The sequence below is a fragment of the Flavobacterium sp. H4147 genome (assembly GCF_029360735.1).
Taxonomy (GTDB): domain Bacteria; phylum Bacteroidota; class Bacteroidia; order Flavobacteriales; family Flavobacteriaceae; genus Flavobacterium; species Flavobacterium endoglycinae.
This window is the reverse complement of sequence record NZ_JARKNB010000001.1, coordinates 785,845-805,459: the sequence shown is the minus strand read 5'-3', so window position 1 is coordinate 805,459 and position 19,615 is coordinate 785,845. Positions and strand designations below refer to the sequence as shown.

The 19,615-nt window shown below is 34.2% G+C and carries 18 protein-coding genes; 8 read left to right on the top strand and 10 right to left on the bottom strand.

Annotation, left to right across the window (positions count from 1 at the left end; all coding sequences use genetic code 11):
- Positions 1-44: 44 nt before the first annotated feature.
- Positions 45-1,370 carry a PAS domain-containing sensor histidine kinase gene (locus tag P2W75_RS03500; RefSeq protein WP_276378940.1) on the top strand — a complete coding sequence of 442 codons (1,326 nt, stop codon included), beginning with the start codon at positions 45-47 and terminating at the stop codon, positions 1,368-1,370.
- Positions 1,371-1,569: 199 nt separating this feature from the next.
- On the opposite strand, the gene P2W75_RS03495 is transcribed toward P2W75_RS03500, so the two are convergent.
- The 5 genes from P2W75_RS03495 to P2W75_RS03475 all read right to left on the bottom strand — a co-directional run bounded on the left by P2W75_RS03495 (position 1,570) and on the right by P2W75_RS03475 (position 5,815).
- Positions 1,570-1,896 carry an MGMT family protein gene (locus P2W75_RS03495; RefSeq protein WP_207298133.1) on the bottom strand — a complete coding sequence of 109 codons (327 nt, stop codon included), beginning with the start codon at positions 1,894-1,896 and terminating at the stop codon, positions 1,570-1,572.
- Between the two features lie 65 nt (positions 1,897-1,961).
- Positions 1,962-2,600, bottom strand: a complete 639-nt coding sequence (locus tag P2W75_RS03490) for a LysE family transporter (RefSeq protein ID WP_207298132.1) — start codon at positions 2,598-2,600, stop codon at positions 1,962-1,964.
- A 41-nt stretch (positions 2,601-2,641) separates the two neighbouring features.
- On the bottom strand, positions 2,642-3,319 hold the full coding sequence (gene trmB, locus P2W75_RS03485; RefSeq protein WP_111368046.1) for a tRNA (guanosine(46)-N7)-methyltransferase TrmB: 678 nt from the start codon (positions 3,317-3,319) through the stop codon (positions 2,642-2,644).
- Positions 3,320-3,680: 361 nt separating this feature from the next.
- A complete protein-coding gene (locus P2W75_RS03480; RefSeq protein ID WP_207298131.1) occupies positions 3,681-5,063 on the bottom strand; it encodes an ammonium transporter in 1,383 nt (460 codons plus the stop codon).
- Between the two features lie 263 nt (positions 5,064-5,326).
- On the bottom strand, positions 5,327-5,815 hold the full coding sequence (locus tag P2W75_RS03475) for a nuclear transport factor 2 family protein (protein WP_276378938.1): 489 nt from the start codon (positions 5,813-5,815) through the stop codon (positions 5,327-5,329).
- A 130-nt stretch (positions 5,816-5,945) separates the two neighbouring features.
- On the opposite strand from P2W75_RS03475, the gene P2W75_RS03470 reads away from it, so the two are divergent.
- Positions 5,946-6,605 (top strand): hypothetical protein, encoded by a 660-nt coding sequence (locus P2W75_RS03470; protein ID WP_276378937.1) that lies wholly within the window; start codon positions 5,946-5,948, stop codon positions 6,603-6,605.
- 140 nt (positions 6,606-6,745) lie between these two features.
- On the opposite strand, the gene P2W75_RS03465 is transcribed toward P2W75_RS03470, so the two are convergent.
- Positions 6,746-7,060, bottom strand: a complete 315-nt coding sequence (locus P2W75_RS03465) for an HPF/RaiA family ribosome-associated protein (protein WP_207298128.1) — start codon at positions 7,058-7,060, stop codon at positions 6,746-6,748.
- 373 nt (positions 7,061-7,433) lie between these two features.
- Between P2W75_RS03465 and P2W75_RS03460 the strand changes: the two genes are divergently transcribed.
- Positions 7,434-7,667, top strand: coding sequence for a hypothetical protein (locus tag P2W75_RS03460; RefSeq protein WP_207298675.1), 234 nt, complete (start codon positions 7,434-7,436; stop codon positions 7,665-7,667).
- A 57-nt stretch (positions 7,668-7,724) separates the two neighbouring features.
- Here P2W75_RS03460 and P2W75_RS03455 read toward each other — a convergent pair whose 3' ends face one another.
- A complete protein-coding gene (locus P2W75_RS03455; RefSeq protein ID WP_276378935.1) occupies positions 7,725-8,498 on the bottom strand; it encodes an HNH endonuclease in 774 nt (257 codons plus the stop codon).
- 81 nt (positions 8,499-8,579) lie between these two features.
- Positions 8,580-11,045 carry an AsmA-like C-terminal region-containing protein gene (locus P2W75_RS03450; RefSeq protein ID WP_276378934.1) on the bottom strand — a complete coding sequence of 822 codons (2,466 nt, stop codon included), beginning with the start codon at positions 11,043-11,045 and terminating at the stop codon, positions 8,580-8,582.
- A gap of 245 nt (positions 11,046-11,290) precedes the next feature.
- Here P2W75_RS03450 and trxA point away from each other — a divergent pair, with 245 nt between their 5' ends.
- A complete protein-coding gene (trxA, locus tag P2W75_RS03445) occupies positions 11,291-11,608 on the top strand; it encodes a thioredoxin (RefSeq protein ID WP_008466289.1) in 318 nt (105 codons plus the stop codon).
- A gap of 210 nt (positions 11,609-11,818) precedes the next feature.
- On the opposite strand, the gene P2W75_RS03440 is transcribed toward trxA, so the two are convergent.
- Positions 11,819-13,894 carry an ATP-binding protein gene (locus P2W75_RS03440; RefSeq protein ID WP_276378931.1) on the bottom strand — a complete coding sequence of 692 codons (2,076 nt, stop codon included), beginning with the start codon at positions 13,892-13,894 and terminating at the stop codon, positions 11,819-11,821.
- Positions 13,895-14,599, bottom strand: coding sequence for a LytTR family DNA-binding domain-containing protein (locus tag P2W75_RS03435; protein ID WP_276378929.1), 705 nt, complete (start codon positions 14,597-14,599; stop codon positions 13,895-13,897).
- Positions 14,600-14,793: 194 nt separating this feature from the next.
- On the opposite strand from P2W75_RS03435, the gene P2W75_RS03430 reads away from it, so the two are divergent.
- From P2W75_RS03430 to P2W75_RS03415, 4 genes are all read left to right on the top strand, one after another.
- Positions 14,794-15,339, top strand: a complete 546-nt coding sequence (locus P2W75_RS03430) for a hypothetical protein (RefSeq protein ID WP_207298123.1) — start codon at positions 14,794-14,796, stop codon at positions 15,337-15,339.
- Between the two features lie 44 nt (positions 15,340-15,383).
- Positions 15,384-15,968 (top strand): hypothetical protein, encoded by a 585-nt coding sequence (locus P2W75_RS03425; RefSeq protein WP_276378928.1) that lies wholly within the window; start codon positions 15,384-15,386, stop codon positions 15,966-15,968.
- 98 nt (positions 15,969-16,066) lie between these two features.
- Positions 16,067-18,643, top strand: a complete 2,577-nt coding sequence (locus tag P2W75_RS03420; RefSeq protein WP_276378927.1) for a M1 family aminopeptidase — start codon at positions 16,067-16,069, stop codon at positions 18,641-18,643.
- Positions 18,640-19,566: a DUF58 domain-containing protein gene (locus P2W75_RS03415; protein WP_276378926.1), complete on the top strand. Its 927-nt coding sequence runs from the start codon at positions 18,640-18,642 to the stop codon at positions 19,564-19,566. The genes P2W75_RS03420 and P2W75_RS03415 overlap by 4 nt, the downstream gene beginning before the upstream one ends.
- Positions 19,567-19,615: the final 49 nt, after the last annotated feature.

Sequence of the window (19,615 nt, the reverse complement as noted above, 5' to 3'; positions counted from 1 at the left end):
ATCTGCTGAAACTAAATTTTTAGCAGCAAAACAAAAATATACCAATGAAAAACTGGAAATTTTATAACGCATTATTTGTTAGAGTTTTATTTGTAATGATACTCTTTTTTTTCTGCGTTTTCCTGATATATAAAACATTTTACTACAACGCCCTTTTGGTTGGTTTTTTCGTTTTTATGATGCTGGCCGAAATGTATTTTTATGTCAAAAACCAGCTTCAGTTTTATGATCGTACATTACTTTCGATTCTGCAGAACGATTTTTCGACGAATTTTCCAGAAGAAAATAAAAAAGACAATTTCCAGAGTTTGTATCTTTTATATGAAACGCTGAAAGAAAGACAGCAGGAACAAACTTCAAAAGAATTGATCTATCGTTCGCTTTTGAATAATATTGATACGGCCGCTTTGATTCTTGAAAAAGAAAATGAAGAATGGGGTATTTTTTTAATGAATGACTGCTTTTCGGATTTGTTTAAAGTGCCGAAAATCAGCCATTGGAAATACCTTAAAAATTATCTGCCTTCGCTTTGTCATGAAATCGAGAAAGAAGATTTCAGCGAATTAAAATCAGCGATTTCGATTAAAATTGAAGAACAAGATCTCCAGACTTTTATGCTTCAAACGTCTAAAACAAAAACGTATAACAAAGAATATTTTATCATTTTATTGGATAGCATTCAGCGTGTAATCGAGAAAAAAGAAAAAGAAGCCTGGATAAACCTGATGAAAATTATTTCGCATGAATTGATGAATTCCTTAACGCCTATTCGCGCACTTTCGCAGAATTTACTTCACATTGTCGATCAGGAAAAGTTAGAAGAAGACGATTTTGAAGATATAAAAGGAAGTATTTCGACCATTATCAATAGAAGTGATCACTTACAGGTTTTCGTAGAAAATTACCGTAAACTGGCGATGCTGCCCACACCAGCCAAACAAATGATTCCGATAAATGCTCTTTTTGAAGATTGTCTTCGAGTGATGAGTCCAATTTTGAAAGCCGAAAATATCGAATTGATAAACGAAATTCACAGTTCAAGATCGATAATGATTGATAAAAATCAAATGGAGCAGGTGATTATCAATTTGATTACCAACAGCGTTTATGCCTTAAAAGAAAAGTCAGAAAAAAAATTATATGTGTCAAGTCATACTGAAAACAATCGTTTTTTCATTACGATTTCAGACAACGGAAAAGGAATCGATCCGGAGATTCAAGACAAAGTATTTCTTCCGTTTTTCACCACCAGAAAAGATGGCGCAGGAATTGGTTTAACGCTTTCTAAAAACATTATAGAAGCACACGGTGGTTATTTAAGCTACCAAACCGATGAAGATAAAACTAGTTTTGTAATTTGTTTAATCTAGATTCTCCTGCAAGGTTTTTCAAACCTTGTAGGTATTAATGTGTTGAGTAAGTTTTTTGTAAAACGAAAGAATATTTAGATCTACAGGGTTTAAAAACCTTGCAGGAATTAAAGTAAAAACCTTGTCACCCTGAGCGAAGTCGAATGGCATTCCAATTGGTACCTGGCTTCTACTTCGCTCAGCCTGACAAAGGAAAAAGTTAAAGCTCAATTTCAGGCTGCCAGAAATGTTTTTCGAAATCAACAATTTGATTATCGACTACTTCTATGCCTTCGTTTTCTAGAAGTTGCTGCATTAAATTTGTTCCGTCAAAATGGTGTTTTCCTGTCAAAAGTCCTTTTCGGTTTACAACTCGATGTGCTGGAACATCATCCATATTATGAGACGCATTCATTGCCCAGCCTACCATTCGTGCAGAACGAGCTGTTCCTAAAGCTTTAGCAATTGCGCCATAAGAAGTTACTTTTCCATACGGAATTTGTCTGGCGACAGCGTATACTTTTTCGAAAAAATTCTCTTCAGCCATGATATATCTTAAATTACGTATTGTTGAAGTTTCAAATTTCAATAGCCATCAAAACCATGATTTTTCTATCCGAAGTAATAATTCAGAATATTAAAAAGTGTTGCAACAGCGACTAAACCGGTAATACTTCCAATAATAGTATTCATGTTTCGCATGATATAATCGGTTTTCTTTTCTATTCTTCCAAAAAAAGCAATATAACTGTATAAAACCGCAAGAGATCCTAAAACTGATCCTAAAACAAAAGCTACTATAATCGTGTTTTCAAATACAAAAAGGTTGTATGAAGCTAGTGTAACACTTACAACCACATAATAGGGAATAGGAAAAAAATTTAATGCAGAAAGTAACATTCCTAGAAAGAAACGGCTTTTGCGGCTGCTTTTTTTAATCTTTGATTTTTTCTTTGTTTTTGGTTCTTTAGCAATAAACAAGAAATAAATAGTCAGGATTGAAAAGATAATAAAACCAACTTCACGCAGCAGTGTAACTACATCTGGACGATTGTCTATAACACGCGCAAATAAAACGGCGATATAAACCTGAAAAAATATCACCAAAACCGCTCCAATGACAAACCAAAGGGCATTCTTTTTTCCTTCTTTCAGATTTATTTTGGCTGCCGTCATGTTGATTAATCCTGGAGGAATAATCCCAATTGCGGCGGCAATAAAGCCCGAAAGTAATGGAGTAAGATATACCATTAAATTGTTTAAGCGGTTAAAAGATATTTTTCAAAATTAAATTAGTCTTTAATTTTGAAACGAATATACGTAATTGCCTTGTTAATTTCTAAATATTGTTTTTCATAAAATGTCTGAATCGAAGTTACTACTTCTGGGCTTCCTTCATTTTTGTAAACATTATGGTTGGCGTACAATACCTCGTGGCCTTCTCCGTGAAGTAATCCAAGCGTATAACCGTGCATAAATTCGCTGTCGGTTTTTAGGTTTACGACACCGTCTTTTTTCAGGATTTTTTTGTACAATTTTAGAAATTCAGAATTGGTCATTCTGTGTTTAGTTCTTTTGTATTTGATCTGCGGATCTGGGAAAGTAATCCAGATTTCATCAACTTCGCCTTCGGCAAAAATATGATCGATTAATTCGATTTGAGTACGAACAAAAGCCACATTATGAAGACCGTTTTCTACTGCAGTTTTAGCACCACGCCAGAAACGGGCGCCTTTAATATCAATTCCGATAAAATTTTTGTTGGGATATTTTTCTGCTAATCCAACTGAATATTCACCCTTTCCACATCCTAATTCCAATACCAAAGGATTATCATTTTTAAAGAAATCCGAATTCCATTTTCCTTTTAAAGGCATTAAATCGCCTACCACTTCTTCTCTCGTTGGTTGAAAAACGTTTTGGAACGTTTCGTTTTCTCTGAATCTTTTTAGTTTGTTTTTACTTCCCACTTTTTCAAAAATTTTGGGCAAAATTAAGGAATATAAACGAATGAAAATAGCGGAATTACGTTTTAAAGTTTTTCCGCCACGAATTCACGAATAAAAAAGATTTTTTTTAACGTTTGTTGCGTATAGTCCCTACGGGACAATTTGAACTTGAAGATTATCTGTTTTACCAATATTCGATCTCTACGAGATTTATTTAAGGAATGAGGTGTTTTATAATTATTGCGTTAGGAATAAAATATCGGTAAAAAACGAATGTATAAATAAAAAATGTCCCGTAGGGACTATATTTTTAAAATGTTTCCGCCACGAATTCACGAATTATTTTTAAAATAATTTGTGAATTCGTGGCGGAAAAAAAAATTTAACCGTAATGTGGTTCTGTAATTGGTTTTAATTTTGGGTCAAGTGTTTCATCGTGCTGCGATAAATCTAATCCGATATGTTCTGATTCTTCTGAAACTCGTAACGGAATAATGAAGTTCGTTACTTTAAATAAGAAATAGGCTCCAAAGAAAGTAAAGATAGATACTAAAACCAATGCCATCATGTGATGCCCGAAAACGCTCCATCCTCCGTGAAGCAAACTTGCATTTTCTCCATGAGCAAAAATAGCAGTTAAAATCATTCCCATGATTCCGCCAACACCGTGGCACGCAAAAACGTCAAGTGTATCGTCGAATCTTTTTGAATATTTACAGTTTACAGCTGTGTTAGAAACCAATGCTGTTACAAATCCGAAGAACATACTTTCTGGAACAGAAACAAATCCTGCAGCTGGCGTAATTGCCACCAGACCTACAACAGCACCAATACAAGCACCAAGAGCAGAGACTTTTCTTCCGTTCATTCTGTCAAAGAAAATCCAAGTTAACATCGCAGCGGCAGATGAAGTTGTAGTTGTAGCAAAAGCCATAGCAGCAGTTCCGTTAGCTGCAAGTGCCGATCCAGCGTTGAAACCAAACCATCCAAACCATAACATTCCGGTTCCTAATAATACAAACGGAATATTAGTTGGAATGTGCTGGCTGTTTTTTCTTTTCCCTAAAACAATAACTCCCGCCAAAGCCGCAAAACCAGAACTCATATGAACTACAGTTCCTCCAGCGAAATCTTTAACTCCAAAATAGCTTCCTAAAACACCTGTTGGATACCAAACAGCATGACATAAAGGAGCATATATAAAAATGGTAAATAAACTAATGAATACCAAATACGAGATAAAACGAACACGTTCTGCAAATGAACCTGTGATAATTGCAGGACAGATAATTGCAAATTTCATTTGAAACAAAGCAAAAAGCATAAACGGAATCGTACTTGCCAATTGTTTATGAGGAAGAACACCCACATAATCCATAAAAGCAAACGTAGTTGGATTTCCGAAGAAACTGTAAAAATGATCTCCTGAACCAAAACCAACAGGCTCTCCAAAAGCAAGACTAAAAGCCACCACAACCCATAAAAGAGTTACCACACCAAGGCAGATAAAACTTTGAAGCATTGTAGAAATCACGTTCTTTCTGCCTACCATTCCGCCGTAAAAGAAAGATAATCCCGGTGTCATAATTAATACAAGACAACTTGAAGTAAGCATCCAAGCAACATCAGCAGGAACAATATTGTCTGTTGTGCCAAATTCTGATAAAACATAATTATTTTCTGTTACCGTTGGCCAAAATGCACCTATTGTGCACACGACACTTATCATGATAAAAGAAATGATCCAGCGTTTTTCTATTTTCATTTTTAAAAATACTTTGTTTAACCCTATTTTTTTTGGGGTCAAAGTTAAAAAAAAATAAAGATTGTTGTTTTGAAGGCTGTTAAATTAGAGGTTGTTGTTTTATTTTGGTTAATTTTTTAAAATTCGTTCTGTTTTTTTGAGACTATCTTATTTTTAACTTTCTAAAATATGCTGTTTTTGCAGAATATGTTATAATTAATTTCTTATCTAATGCTGTAAACTGCTCTAAAAGTTATGTTTATAAGAATAAAACCAAAAAATGTTTATTTTTTTTGAAGCTTTGCGATCAAAGCATCTTCAATTGGCGATTTTATTTTGGTTACGGCATCAACCTCATCATTCGGAATTGTCATGGATAACACATAATGTTTGATTTTCCATTCTTTTCCTTCTTTAACTAAAACACCAGAACCACGGCAGATTTTCATTTGAGTATCTAGTAATTCATCAAACCACGCTAATTTTCCAGATTTGTCAAAAAAGATATGACGTTCTAGAGCTTTAAAATTCCATGTTGTGCCTTTGTCGAAAAAAGGTTTTGCCCAAACAGAAAATTCTTTTTTGGTCCAATTTTCTGTCGCATCGGTACCAATGTAAATGGCATCATCGGCCAAAACATTAAAATAAGCATCAAATTTGACCTCACCTGCAGCTTTATGCCAAGCATCTAAGGTTTTGTTGATTTGATCTTTGTTGGTTTGAGCGTTTGCAAATGAAACGGCTAATAAAAGAAATAGGATTGTTTTTTTCATGAGAGATTGTATTTGACTTTAAAGGTATTAATTTTTTAAAAAGATGAAACTTGTTTTACGCTTTAAGTAGATATATAGTGTAATCCCGAAAAAACCAGTATATTTGAGTGCTTCAAAAAATACCACAAATATGAATTCGAAAATCTTTATAACCTCACTTGTTATTGCTTCGATGGTTTTCATTTCCTGCAAAAAAGAATTAGAACCACAAGAAACTACGGCAACATCTGAATTAGTCAGACTAGGACTTGCAAAAGATACTACTAAACCAGCTGCAACGGCTGTGCAAAATACGCAGACAACAAATCCAAATTCTGTATTAGCAGACACAAAAGGATTAAATCCTGCGCACGGACAACCGGGACACCGTTGCGATATTCCAGTTGGAGCGCCATTAAATACGCCTGCGCAAGGACAAACTACAGCAACTCAAGCACAGACAGTACAAGTAAACCCGAACCAGCAAAATGTAGTAACAACTACAACAACTGCTCAGGTTAAAACAGCAAAAGGAATGAATCCGCCTCATGGTCAGCCAGGACACAGATGTGATATTCCAGTTGGAGCGCCTTTAAATTCTCCGGCTGCTAAAACTACAGCATCGACCTCAACTCCAGTAAGCGGAACCTCAACACAAAACTTTACGGTTTCTCAGCCGGCTTCAAATCCGGTTCCAGCATTGTTAAGTTCAGATGCGAATCAAACAGTTGCAGAAGGAATGAACCCGCCTCACGGACAACCGGGCCACAGATGTGACATTGCTGTGGGAGCGCCTCTGCCAAAATCATAAGGAAGAGGTACAAAGGAGCAAAGTGACAAAGGTTCAAAGCGAAAACAAGCGCAAAGAAACTTTGCATCTTTGAACCTTTTCAAAATAGATAAAAAAAAGACGTTTCGATTGAAACGTCTTTTTTTTATCTATTTTGAAATTTAATGCGCTTTTATTTTTTCGAATGTGGTAGTAAGGGATTTTTTTATTTTGCTCAAAGCACCGCTAAAAGCTTTTTCAAGTGTTTCGGCGTGTTCTGTAACAGTGATTGGCTGTAATTTTACAGGACGTACCTCAATTACGCATTTTTTATCATGCAAGCTGAATTTCTCGCCATTTTCATCTCCAAAATGCACTTCTATACGAGTTATTTTATCTTCAAAACGTGCTAAACCTTTTTCTAATTCTCCAGAAAAGTAGGTTTCTAATCTTGCGTGTCCATCAATGTTTTTGTCGGTGTTGATCTGAATTTTCATAACGCTTTTATATTTAATGATTGTTACTCAAACTTATCTTTTTTCGCCTGAAAAGCCAAGCTAGTTAAGGAAACATTATGAAAAGTTTATCGATTTTTAAGGTTTGTTTTATCCTCAAGTATAAGCTGAATCGTATAGAAGACATATTTTTTTAAGATCAATAAATTCATACAAAATTTTCAAATCAATTATTATGTTGCTTGAATTACCACTAATTTTTTTGATACCTTTGCAGTCCTAAAATTTCAGAACATGAACACAACAAAACTTCTTGCCCGTGTGGTACGCTGGCGGTATTGGAAACAACTGCAACGCTCTGAAATGCGTAGGACAGCTAACCCATGCGGGTTTATATTCCTTAAAATTTCAGATTATGAGTCTAAACACCCTTTCGAAAGAAACAGAATTGCGGTTAAATGAATTTTTCAATCAGGCCACAGATCCTAAAAGTTTCGCAAAAGCAATCCGAAAAGTAAATTATCTTCTGGCCATGTCTCTGATGCGAGAATGTGAAACCCTGCAAATCGATCCAAAGTCGGTTGAACAAGGTTATTTCTGGCTGAATGAGTTAGCTGAGATATTGAATCCTTATTTTGAGGTTGAATAATGTATAGAATTGAAAAAGCCACTGATGAAGTGGCTTTTTGGTTTTTTGTAATATTAATTATTTATTGAAGATTGTGTCTAAATGATATTCTAGAAATTCTTTTCTTGGCGAATATTTTTGAGCTTCAATTATTTTTTGATTTTCAATAGAATTAAAATGCTGCGCATAGAAATCGGTATCTTTTTTTCTTTTAATAGTATCAGAAAGAATTATTTCATGGTTTAGGTTTATGCCAATCAAACCTTTGTCGAATGCTTTATCGTAAAGAGCAGAAAAACAAATTCCATTTTCAGGGTTTAAACGATGTTCTTCATTTCTTGACCAAGGCATTATATGACTTGCTAATAAAAGTTCTGGGATATCAATACCTGAAATAGCACATTTAGTATTGTAATTGGCTAAAATTATTTCTCTGAATACAGATTGGTTTACTCTTGTTTTTACTGTTCTTAAAACATCTATTCCTTTCACATTATTTATATCAGAAAGTAAATCTTGATATTTGTTTTCAATTGAAGTATTCTGTTTTTGAGCAAGAATTTTTTCACTCTGAAAAATTAATTCTTCTTGATTGTTGAAGAATTCATCCCAAATGGGACGAACTTGATTCATTCCATTTAGTAGACCACTAATGCCTCTATTTATGTGAAATGGATCGATACTGGCAAAATTGCCGAGTCTCATAACAATTGATGCTGGAGTTCTATCAATTAGTTTCGCAAGTTCATTTATTTTGGGATTACCAGTGTGAGTTTTTCCAAAGGGAATTTTTAGATATAAATTAAAAGCAAGAATTAATTCGTCTTTTGTCCAAAGTCTTGTTGCAGCCATTCTTGTAGTGATTTCAATTTGCTAAAATTCAAATATAAAAATAAGTGCAATATCTTTTGAGTAAAAATTACAAAAACAAAGCTACTTCCCCTTCTTCCCCCACTTAATTTTCATTTTTCCATTATCATCAACTGCTAGTAAATGCAGGACAATTCCACGGTCACGGACGGCGTCGCGTTCGGATTGGGAAAGCTGGGCGTCGTTTTTGGAATTTCGGAGCGGGATGGTAAGGGCGAGATTGGTGCCTCGGCCAAAAGAATAAATTCCTTCAATATCAAAGTTTAAAACGCTGGAGCTTATGGTTAGATTTTTGACATCGACTTGTTCGCCGCGCAGATTAAGATCGCCAGATAAATCGCTGAATGTAATATTCTCGACATCACGCAGCGGAAAAGCAAGTTTGCCTATTTTTTCAATGGGTTCAAAGTGAAGTAAAGCGCCTTGTGTGACCTTGAAATTTAATTTCCCTCTCATCGAATTCACAATCAAATCGCCTTTACTGCTCATTAATCCAGTGACATTGGCATTACTGCTGAGTTTTCCGCGTAGGTTTTTCGGACTAAAAGATGTAATTCCGAAGTTATTAAATGACTTTAAAAAGCTTGCAATATCCACTCGATTTACCTGTGCCATTGAACTGAAAACATAATGATTACCATTTGGTTCGATAGCACCGCTAAAATTAATAGATCCTCCGGAAGTCTGCAGATTTCCGTTTTTGAGCAGCAGTTTTGAGTTGAGCATTTGCAAAGTGGCGCGTGTATTGGTTGCGGTTAGTTTTCCGTAATTGATTTTATCTGCTTTTAGATTGATAACGGCAGTACATTTTTCAATTACCGCTTTTAATTGGTTTGAGAAATTGACATTTTTCTGCGTCGTCTTTTTCTGGACGGTTCTTTGCGCTGGATTTCTTTTTAAAACACCTAAAAATTGTTTTACATCAATATTAGGGCAATAGATATTCCAGTTTACGACCATTTTTTCGGGAGCATCGTAATATAGGTTTAGGAAATTATCGATTCGTCCGTCGATCTGAATGATATTTTTCTTGTGCTTGTAAGCAATCTTCTGAATGTAAAGCGCTTGTTCTGTAAAAGATAGTTTTACATCGGTTTTTTCGGCGCGAATGTTTTTCGGGATATAATCGAAAGTTGTTTTATCAATATCAACATTTCCTAAAACACGCGGTTTGTTGATGTATAAATCGACAATATCAAACTGAAATTTTAAATTGGCACGCACATGACCGCTTTCAAAATGAAGTATTTTTTCATTTGCCATTCCGTTAAGTTTGGCAGCATCAAAATCGGCATTTACGAGTCCGGTAGCAATCGGTTTTTCTAAATTATTGATAACAGCCTGCGGAATCGTAAGCGGAATATTCTCATATTCTCCTGTAAAACGGGTTAAAATAATAGCCGAATTGGGATCGTTAAATCCGTTTTGAGGTTTGAAATTATTGGTAAAAATTCCTCCGAAACTGCAATTGGTAAACAAACCGTCGGGAATGGAAAGTTCGTTGTTTTTTATAAGTGCCTGCACTACAATTTTAGGATCGCCTTGCGCATTAAGATCGCCTAACAGACTGCAATTTACCTTTATAGGTTTCTTTAAATCGAATTGATTGAGTTTAGCGGTTATATTGGCCGACAAAAGATTGGAAGCATTTCGCCAAAGAATTCGGGTTTCGATATTGATTCCGAAAAGGGAACTGTTTTTCCCAATATCAAAAAAAGCTTTAATGTCGAATGAATCAGAACCAATTTTGAGCTTTTGGGTTTCTATATTTATTTTCTGTTTCTCTTCAGAATAGGCAATATCAAAATTACCTTCAAGATCTTTGCTCTTAGCAAAACTTCCGTGAACGGTATTAAAAGCGAGGCTGTTTATTTTGGTTTTTAAATACAGGTTGGTTCGCCAGTTGTTGTTTTCATATTCTACTTTCGATTGCAGATTCGCAACTTCAAAATCAAATAATTTATGTCCCAGCTGATTGTCGATTGTAATATGAACATCGTTGAGATTTACATTTTCAATTGTCGTTTCGGTTTTTTCTTTTTCAGATTTTGGTTTTTTCTTTTTGAGTTTAAAGATGTTTACATTCGAATACCCATTTTCGGCTTTATAAATGTAAATATCAGCATCGTTAATCAAGATTTTATGAATGTTGATTTCTTGTTTCAGCAAGCTCCAAATGTTTAAACGAGCTTCAATTTCATCCGCTTTTAATAAAGTATGTTTGTGAATATTCCATTGATTGTCTCTGATTTCGACATCTTTTAAAGCCAGAGTAAAATTCGGGAAACCGGTTAAAAACTTATAATGAAAATCACCCACGTGAAATTGTCCGTTTATATTTTCATTGATTTTATCGTTTATTTTGGCAATGATTTCTTTTTTGTTCTGATTGAAGTAAATCGATAATCCTCCAGAGGCAAGTAATAATAATGCAATCAATCCTAAAAAAGCAAATCCTAAACGTTTTGCATATCTTTTAAAACGCTGAGATTGGAAAAAGGTTTTGATCTGAAGTAGAGTTTCCTTCATAAGTGTGGTATTTTCAGGATGATTAAAGGTACTAATAAAAAACGATTTTATTTTACAACACATTAATGCTTGTAAATAAAGCACATGTGAATAGTATAATTATTGACGATGCATTTATAATCAAAACTAATTTCGGGATAGTGTATGATTTGTTTTTAATTTTTAACTTTGTACCTCAGTTCTGAAAGTTTTTTGAAAGTCTCTCCGAGATAAGGAACTGAAGATAACTTTAAAGAAAAATAATTATGGCATTAGCAATAACAGATGCTACTTTTGATGAAGTAGTTTTAAAATCAGATAAACCAGTAATGGTAGATTTTTGGGCAGCATGGTGCGGTCCTTGTAGAATGGTTGGTCCGATCATCGACCAATTAAGCGAAGAGTATGCAGGTAAAGTAGTTGTTGGTAAAGTAGATGTAGATGCTAACCAAGAATTCGCTGCTAAATATGGTGTGCGTAACATACCAACTGTTTTGGTTTTCCAAAATGGTGAAGTGGTAGGCAAACAAGTAGGAGTAGCTCCTAAACAAGCCTACGCTGACAGCTTAGACGCTTTATTATAATCAGACGATTATATTTGATATAAAGAAGGTTTGACGAAAGTCAAGCCTTTTTTATTTGGTTTTTTCCGCCACGAATTCACGAATTATTGATACAGGAAATGTTTTTGCTCAGATTACACGAATTAAAATCGCAGCTAATTTATCCGTGAAATTTATCCCAATCTGGTTTTTAAGCAACAAACAATTCGTGAATTCGTGGCGAAAATTTATTTAAAACTTAATCGTAAAAGTTGTTCCTAAACCTGGCTTAGAACAAACTTCTATTTTGCAGTTAATAGCGTTTGCCAGATCACGAATTAGATGCAGTCCTAAACCGGATTTAATTCCTATAACTTCTGATTCGTCGTATAGTGCTTTGAATTTTTCCTGAGTTCCTCCAGGACCATTATCGGTTATGGAAAGATAAAATTGATGATCTTTTTGTCCGGCTTTCCAGATTATGCTTGGGTTTTTGGTTTTATCCAATGCTTTTATGGCATTTCCGGTAAGGTTTCTAATGATGGTTTTCAGGTAATTTTCATCGGTGTTTAGAACGATATTTTCTGGATTTTCAAATGAAATGGAAATGTTATCAATACTTGAGAAATGTTTCCGTGTTTCTTCAAAAACTGTTTCAACAGGAATTTCTTTAAAATGAGGTTTGAAATTTTCCATTTGTCCTTTGCTCCAAAGCAGGATATCTTCCATAGACGATAATAAATTCTCCGCACCCGAAATGATTTTGGTCTGCATTCGCTGTGCAGTTTCTTCGTCTATCAATTCAGGACTTTCTTTTTGAAGATGCAGAAAATGAATCAGATTTGAAACAGGACTTCTTAAATCATGGTTTAAAATGCTGAAGAATCGTGCTTTTATTTTATTGGCTTCATCAAGTTCCTGATTTAAAAGCTGTAATTTTTTATTGGTTTTCTTTCTAATTTGACTTTGCCTAAACAATAATAATCCAATAATACCAACAAGCGCCAATCCCGAAATTAGAAACAAACGCTGTTTTTTGGCTTCGGAAATTTGTATGTTTTTAATCGTGTTTTCGGTTGAAAGGTTTTGAATTTTCTGCTGTTTGGTTTTGTTCTGATAACGGGCTTCGGCATTGGCAATATTCTGCTTGGCAGATTCCTGCATCATTTCATCATTATATTTACTGTAGATTTCGTTATAATAATAGGCTTCTTTCCAAAGTCCGAGTGCGGCATAACTCTGCGAAAGTTTTTTGTTTATGGTTACAAAGAATTCTTTATCGTAATTAAGCGCATTGACAGACGCTTTTTTTAATGTTTCAATCGCATTTTTATAATCTTTCTTTTCATATAAAACCCTTCCCATAATGGTGTTGGCTTCCATTAGAATTTCCTCATCTGTTGATTTTTGTCCAAACAAAACTGCTTTTTTGGCATAATTATAAGCGGTATTAATCTGTCTTTTATCGGCATAAAATTTAGACATACTTTGGTTAGCAAAACTAAGATTAAGATAAAGCGAATCTTTAACCGTAGGGTAAGTATATATTAACTTGTAATATTTAAGAACACTATCTGTTTTTTTCTGGGCCGAAAAGCATTGCATATAATAGTTGCACGAAAAAGCACTTACATAAGGCGAAGTTTTAATATAAGGAGCGGCTTCATTTAAATATTCGATTGCCTTATCAAATTGTTTCATTTTGATATAAGCGCTGGCAATCTGACTGTAGGAAACCCCAATATTTTCGGTATTTGGAATGCTTTTCGGAAGTTGTTTTTTATAATTAATTGCTTTTAGCTGATACTTAATAAAATTCTCATATTCAGCATAATCAAGATAATATTCGCCAAGACTTCCGTTTAGAACAGATTGCGTATAAACATTCTTTGTAGTATCGAGTACCTTTTTGATGTAATCAATCAGATTTTTTCTTTTGATGGTATCCTGAACAGAATAATACACATAATTTAAGCGCATTATAGCCGAAGTTTCATTTTTAAGATGATTGGCTTTTCGGGCGTATTTCCACGATTGCTCGTAATTGATTAATGCTTTTGGATATTGATTGTTGCTGAATTCGTAAGCAGTCCCAATTTGAAGATAAAATCGGCTGATATAAGCGGGATGATTTTTAGCCAGTTGAATTCCCTTTTGTGCTTCAACAATTAGTTTTGGATAATCTTCCAAATCCAAAAGTTCATTGGTGTATTTGAGCCAAACTTTTAGTTTTTCATCAGTAGATTTAAGTCTTGCCAAATTTGGTTCTTGCTGCCCAAAAACAGAAAAAGTAATGAGAAACAAAAACAAAAATCGAGCTTGCGTCATTTAAATCAGGTTTAGGTTTTCTTTGTAACTTCTGCCAACTGGAATAGAAACATTGTTGTTCAGGATAATTTCTGAAGAATTCATTTTCTGGATAAACTGTTTCTGTACGGCATAACTTCTGTGAATACGAATAAAAGATTGAAAATGATCTTCTTTCAATAAATTTCCAATACTCGACAACACGCAATGTCTTTTTTTGTTTGTGATTATTAAGGTATAATCCTTTAGCGCTTCGAGATATAAAATTTCGTGCAGTTTTACTTTGGTCTGTTCGTGGCCTTCTTTTATATAAATAGTATCGCCGCCAATGCTGGCTTCAAAAAGAGAAGCTTTGAGTTTGATTTCCATAAACTCCTCAATGCGGTTCATGGTTTGTGTAAAGCGATCTAGTTTTAGAGGTTTTACAATGAAATCCAGAGTTTCTATCTGAAAACTTTCAACTGCATGTTCAGGATGTGCGGTTATGAATACACAAACCGGAATTTCCAGAGCTTGTTTTCTAAAATCAATTCCGTTTAAACCTGGCATATCGATATCCAGAAACAAAATATCTACCTTTTCTTTTTCTAAGAAAGGAAGTGCATCTTCGGCATCTTCAAAAACACCAATAATATCCAGAACAGGAAATTTTTTGGCAAAAGACAATACGGTTAATCTATCAATTTCGTCATCATCAATAATAATACAACTGTATTTTTTCATCATTCGAAACTCAATTTATGTTGTCTGTCTATTTAAAATGTTGTTTGTCTATTGGCAGTTTTTACCCTGATTTTATTGGCGCAAATTTGTCTTGTAATTAATTCAGAAGCTGTTCAACAAGCTTTTGGGTTTTACAAAAATAAGGTTATTGAATTAAATAAGAATCATTTGACTAATTTTTTAAGACTAAAATTATTATGAAAACTTTTAAAACCATTTTTACAATTTTATTAGCTGCTTTTACAATAATCTCTTGCAGCGGAGATGACGGAACAGACGGAGTTGATGGAGCACAAGGTGCACAAGGTGCTGCAGGAACCGCAAATGTAATTTACAGCAGCTGGATAAATGCTCCGGCGGGAACACCAGAAACAATTGACGGTACTTATGGATTATCTACTACTATTTCGGTGCCACAATTAACCGCCGATATTATGTCTAAAGGAACTGTTTTAGTTTACATGACTTTTGGCTCAGGAACAAATGTTTTTCCGCTTGCTTATACCTCAACAGCAGGAGGATCAATTAATACCATTACAGCGATTAGCAGCCTTAATACTATCAAATTATTCCGATTTAAACATGCTAATGATGGTACTACAGTAGCACTTCCGGCAAGTCTTAACTGGCGCTATATTTTGATTCCTGGAGGCGTTGCGGCAGCGACATCAAAAGCTGCAAAAGTAGACTATTCTAAAATGAGCTACGAAGAAGTTTGTGCACGCTTTAATATTCAACCTTAATCAATAAAACAACCAAATCAGGGAACTAATCAAAAAATACTATTATGAAAACTTTCAAAACAATTTTTGCAATTTTAATTACCGCAGCATTGGCAGTTTCATGCAGCAGTGACGACGATAAGGATAATACACCAAAGTTTGAAACAGAAAATCCATTAGCAGCTTATTATACTCAAACAGGTTTTTCTACAGTAACTAATTTTATAAACTCAGGGGATTATGAATTCGGATTGGCATTTACGCCAACTGTAAAAGGAAAAATCAAGGCGATTACCTTAAAATTACCCGCGACGAATTCTGCTCTGCGTGTAACGATCTGGGACTATACAGCGAAAACTGTACTTCGTACCGAAACTTTAAATGTAGCAACAGCAGATGTTCAGGTAACCAAAGAAATCAGTGAATTGGCTTTGGAAAAAGATAAAAAATACATGATCACCATGAATTCTAATGATTGGTATAAAAAAAGCAAAGCCGATAATAGTATTGTAACATATCCTATCGTAGCCGGAAATATAACATTTAACGAATACAGATGGTTAAGCGGTACGACACAGACTTTCCCAACCAATGTTTCTTCTAGTTACAATGCAGGAGATTTAAGTTTCGATTTTCAACAAACTGAATAATTTATTTTTGGATATTTAATTAGTGAGTTTGTAAAAGGTTTGATGAATAATCAAGCCTTTTTTTTTATTTTTAACGAATCTTATATATTCCTTTAAAAATGAAAATTCTATACACTTCTTTCTGTTTTTTGATGATTATTGCAATTGGTTTCTCTCAATCTAAAGTAAAAGAAAGTGTGCTTGTAGAAAATGGTGTTTCAGAACAATTGGCTCAATTTCGTAAAAAGCAGATTTCGGATGTACAATATGTATTGTCTTTTGAAATCCCGAATCAGAAGAATGAAAATATCAAATCAGATTTAACTCTAAATCTCAATTTGTCAGACTTAAGTCAGCCTCTTATCTTAGATTTTAAAGAGAAAACACAAAACATACGATCAGTTTCTGCTAATGCAAAAAATATTGCGATTGTTCATCAAAACGGACACATTGTAATTCCTATTCAAAATTTGATTTCAGGAAAAAATACCATTTCAATTACCTTCATTGCCGGAAATTTATCTTTAAACAGAAATGATGATTTTCTATACACTTTGTTAGTCCCAGATCGAGCAAGTACTTTATTTCCGTGTTTAGATCAGCCTGATATAAAAGCAACTTATAAATTGAGTCTTTCTGTACCAAAAGATTGGTCGGTTTTGGCTGGAGCCGATGTAAAAGAGAAAGTTGAAAAAGGGGATTTTACTTCATACATTTTTGGAGAATCGGATAAAATGAGTACGTATTTATTTTCATTTGTGGCTGGAAAATTTAAAAGCATAAAGCAAAAGCCAGCAAATATGGAAATGACAATGCTGTATCGCGAAAATAATCCTGAAAAAATAAAAATCAGTACCGATACCATTTTCAATCTGCACCAGCAATCGTTAGACTTTTTAGAAAAATATACAACCTATAAATTTCCTTTTCAGAAGCTGGATTTTGCTTCAATTCCTGTTTTTCAATATGGCGGAATGGAACATGTTGGTGCGATTCAATACCGAGAATCTTCTTTGTTTTTAGATAATAGTGCCACCGACAGCGAGAAATTAAACCGAGCCAAACTCATTGCACATGAGACTTCACACATGTGGTTTGGCGATTTGGTTACGATGAAATGGTTTGACGATGTTTGGATGAAAGAAGTTTTTGCCAATTTTATGGCAGACAAAATCATGAATCCAATTTTCCCGAAAGTCAATCATAATCTGCAGTTTTTCCCGGCGCATTATCCTAGCGCTTTTGCGGAAGATCGCTCTTTGGGTACACATCCAATACGACAGCATTTGGCTAATTTGAAAGATGCAGGTTCGCTTTATGGCGCTATGATTTATAATAAAGCTCCAATTATGATGCGTCAGTTAGAAGCTTCAATGGGAAAAGAAGCTTTCCAGAAGGGAATTCAAAAATACATTCACAAATATGCCAACGACAATGCGGACTGGAATAATCTGGTAGAAATTCTAGATGCCGAAACGCCTTTGGATATGAAGAAATGGAGCGAAGTTTGGGTAAACCAATCGGGAAGAGCAATTTTTTCAGATAATATCGAATACGATGCTCAAAACAAAATTAAAAACTTTGAAATTAGACAACAAGCAGAAGATAAATCGAATAACGTTTGGCCTCAGATTTTTCAAATAGGATTGGTTTATTCAAATGAAGTAAAAGTTTTGACCGCAAATATCATAGATAAAAGTTTGGTTTTAAAAGAAGCCATTGGACTTAAAAAACCGCTTTTTATTATTTACAATTATAACGGTTTTGGATACGGTGTTTTTCCGCTTGACGGGAATTATTTAAATGCAATTTCAAGTTTAAAAGATGAGGTGGCAAGAGCTTCTGCTTATAGTAATCTTTATGAAAATACTTTGATTGGAAATATTTCTCCAGAAAAAGCCTTTGATTCTTTTTTTAAGGGAATTCAAACAGAAGAAAATGAATTGGTGTTACGAATTGCGTCTAATAATTTGAATACGATTTATTGGAGATTCTTCACAGAAAAGCAACAAAACAAAGTGCAGAAACAGCTTACTTACACTTTGTTTACTCGTTTACCAGCGAATTTATCAGCTAATATTAAAAAGACCTTGTTTGGATTGTTTAGTTCAATTGCGTATTCCGATTCGGCGAAAGCCAAATTATATCAGATTTGGAATAAAGAAATTGTCATTCCGAATTTAAAATTAAACGAAGACGATTTTACCAATATCGCAATGAATCTGGCGATTTTTAAACATGAAAAAGCCGATGAAATTTTGGAAAAAACAAGAACAACGATCACAAATCCAGATAAGCAAAAGCGATTTGAATTTCTGCTTCCATCATTATCAAAAGACGAATCGGTTCGAAATGCTTTCATTGAATCTTTAAAAGACGATGCCAATCGAGAAAAAGAATCTTGGGTTTCGGTTGGTTTGGCCAATGTAAATCATCCGCTTCGTCAGGAAAGCGCTCAAAAGTATATTAGATTTTCACTAGATTTGGTAGACGAAATTCAGCGCACGGGAGATATTTTCTTTCCAAAAGATTGGCTTGATAATACGGTTGGAAAATATTCCTCGAAATATGCTTTTGATGAAGTAAAGCGATTCTTAAAAGAAAACCCTAATTTTAGTCCGATCTTGAAACGCAAGTTATTCATGGCGACAGATTTGCTTTATAAAGCGCAAAATATTAAAAAAGAAACCGAATGAAAATTGAATCGGAAATAGAGAAAGTCTCGAGTTTTCAGCATCTGGAAATGCTGGCAAATCAGGTTGTGGAAGGTTTTATATCTGGAATGCACAAAAGTCCGTTTCATGGATTTTCAGCAGAATTTGCCGAGCATAAGGTTTATAATGCAGGTGAAAGCACGAAACATATCGACTGGAAATTATTTGCCAAAACCGATCGTTTGTACACGAAACGTTTTGAGGAAGAAACCAATTTACGTTGTCATTTAATTGTTGATAATTCCTCTTCCATGCATTATCCTGAACTAAAATCGAATCAGCCTTTTTATGAAAAGAAGATAGGTTTTGCGGTTTTGGCTTCTGCAGTTTTGATGAATATCTTAAAGAAACAGCGCGATGCAGTGGGTTTAAGCGTTTTCTCAGATCATTACGAATATTACGCTCCAGAAAAAGGAAGCGATCGCCACCACAGAATGTTGTTGAATAAACTGGAACAATTATTAGAACAGCCAAAAGCAAAGAAAACTACGGATACTATTACGTATCTGCATCAGATTGCGGAGAAAATGCACCGTCGTTCGATGATTATTTTGTTTACAGATATGTTCCAAACTCAGGATGATGAAAAATTATTCAATGCCCTGCAACATTTAAAACACAATAAACATAAAGTAGTTTTGTTTCATGTGGTTGATAATCAAACCGAATTGAAGTTTGATTTTGATAATACGCCAAGGAAATTTATCGATTTAGAATCAGGAGAAGAAGTTTCGATTTTTGCTGATAATGTAAAAGAAGCATACGAAAAGAGAGTAGAAGACTATTTTAAAAACTTGGCTTTAACCTGTGCAAAGAACCAAATTAAGTACGTTCCGGTAAATGTTGGCGATAATTTCGAAAAAATATTGACTACATATTTGGTTGAAAAACAAAACTTTGGGTAATTTTTCAAACAAATTTTTGATTTTTTTTATAAAAATGCTTGCAGAAATG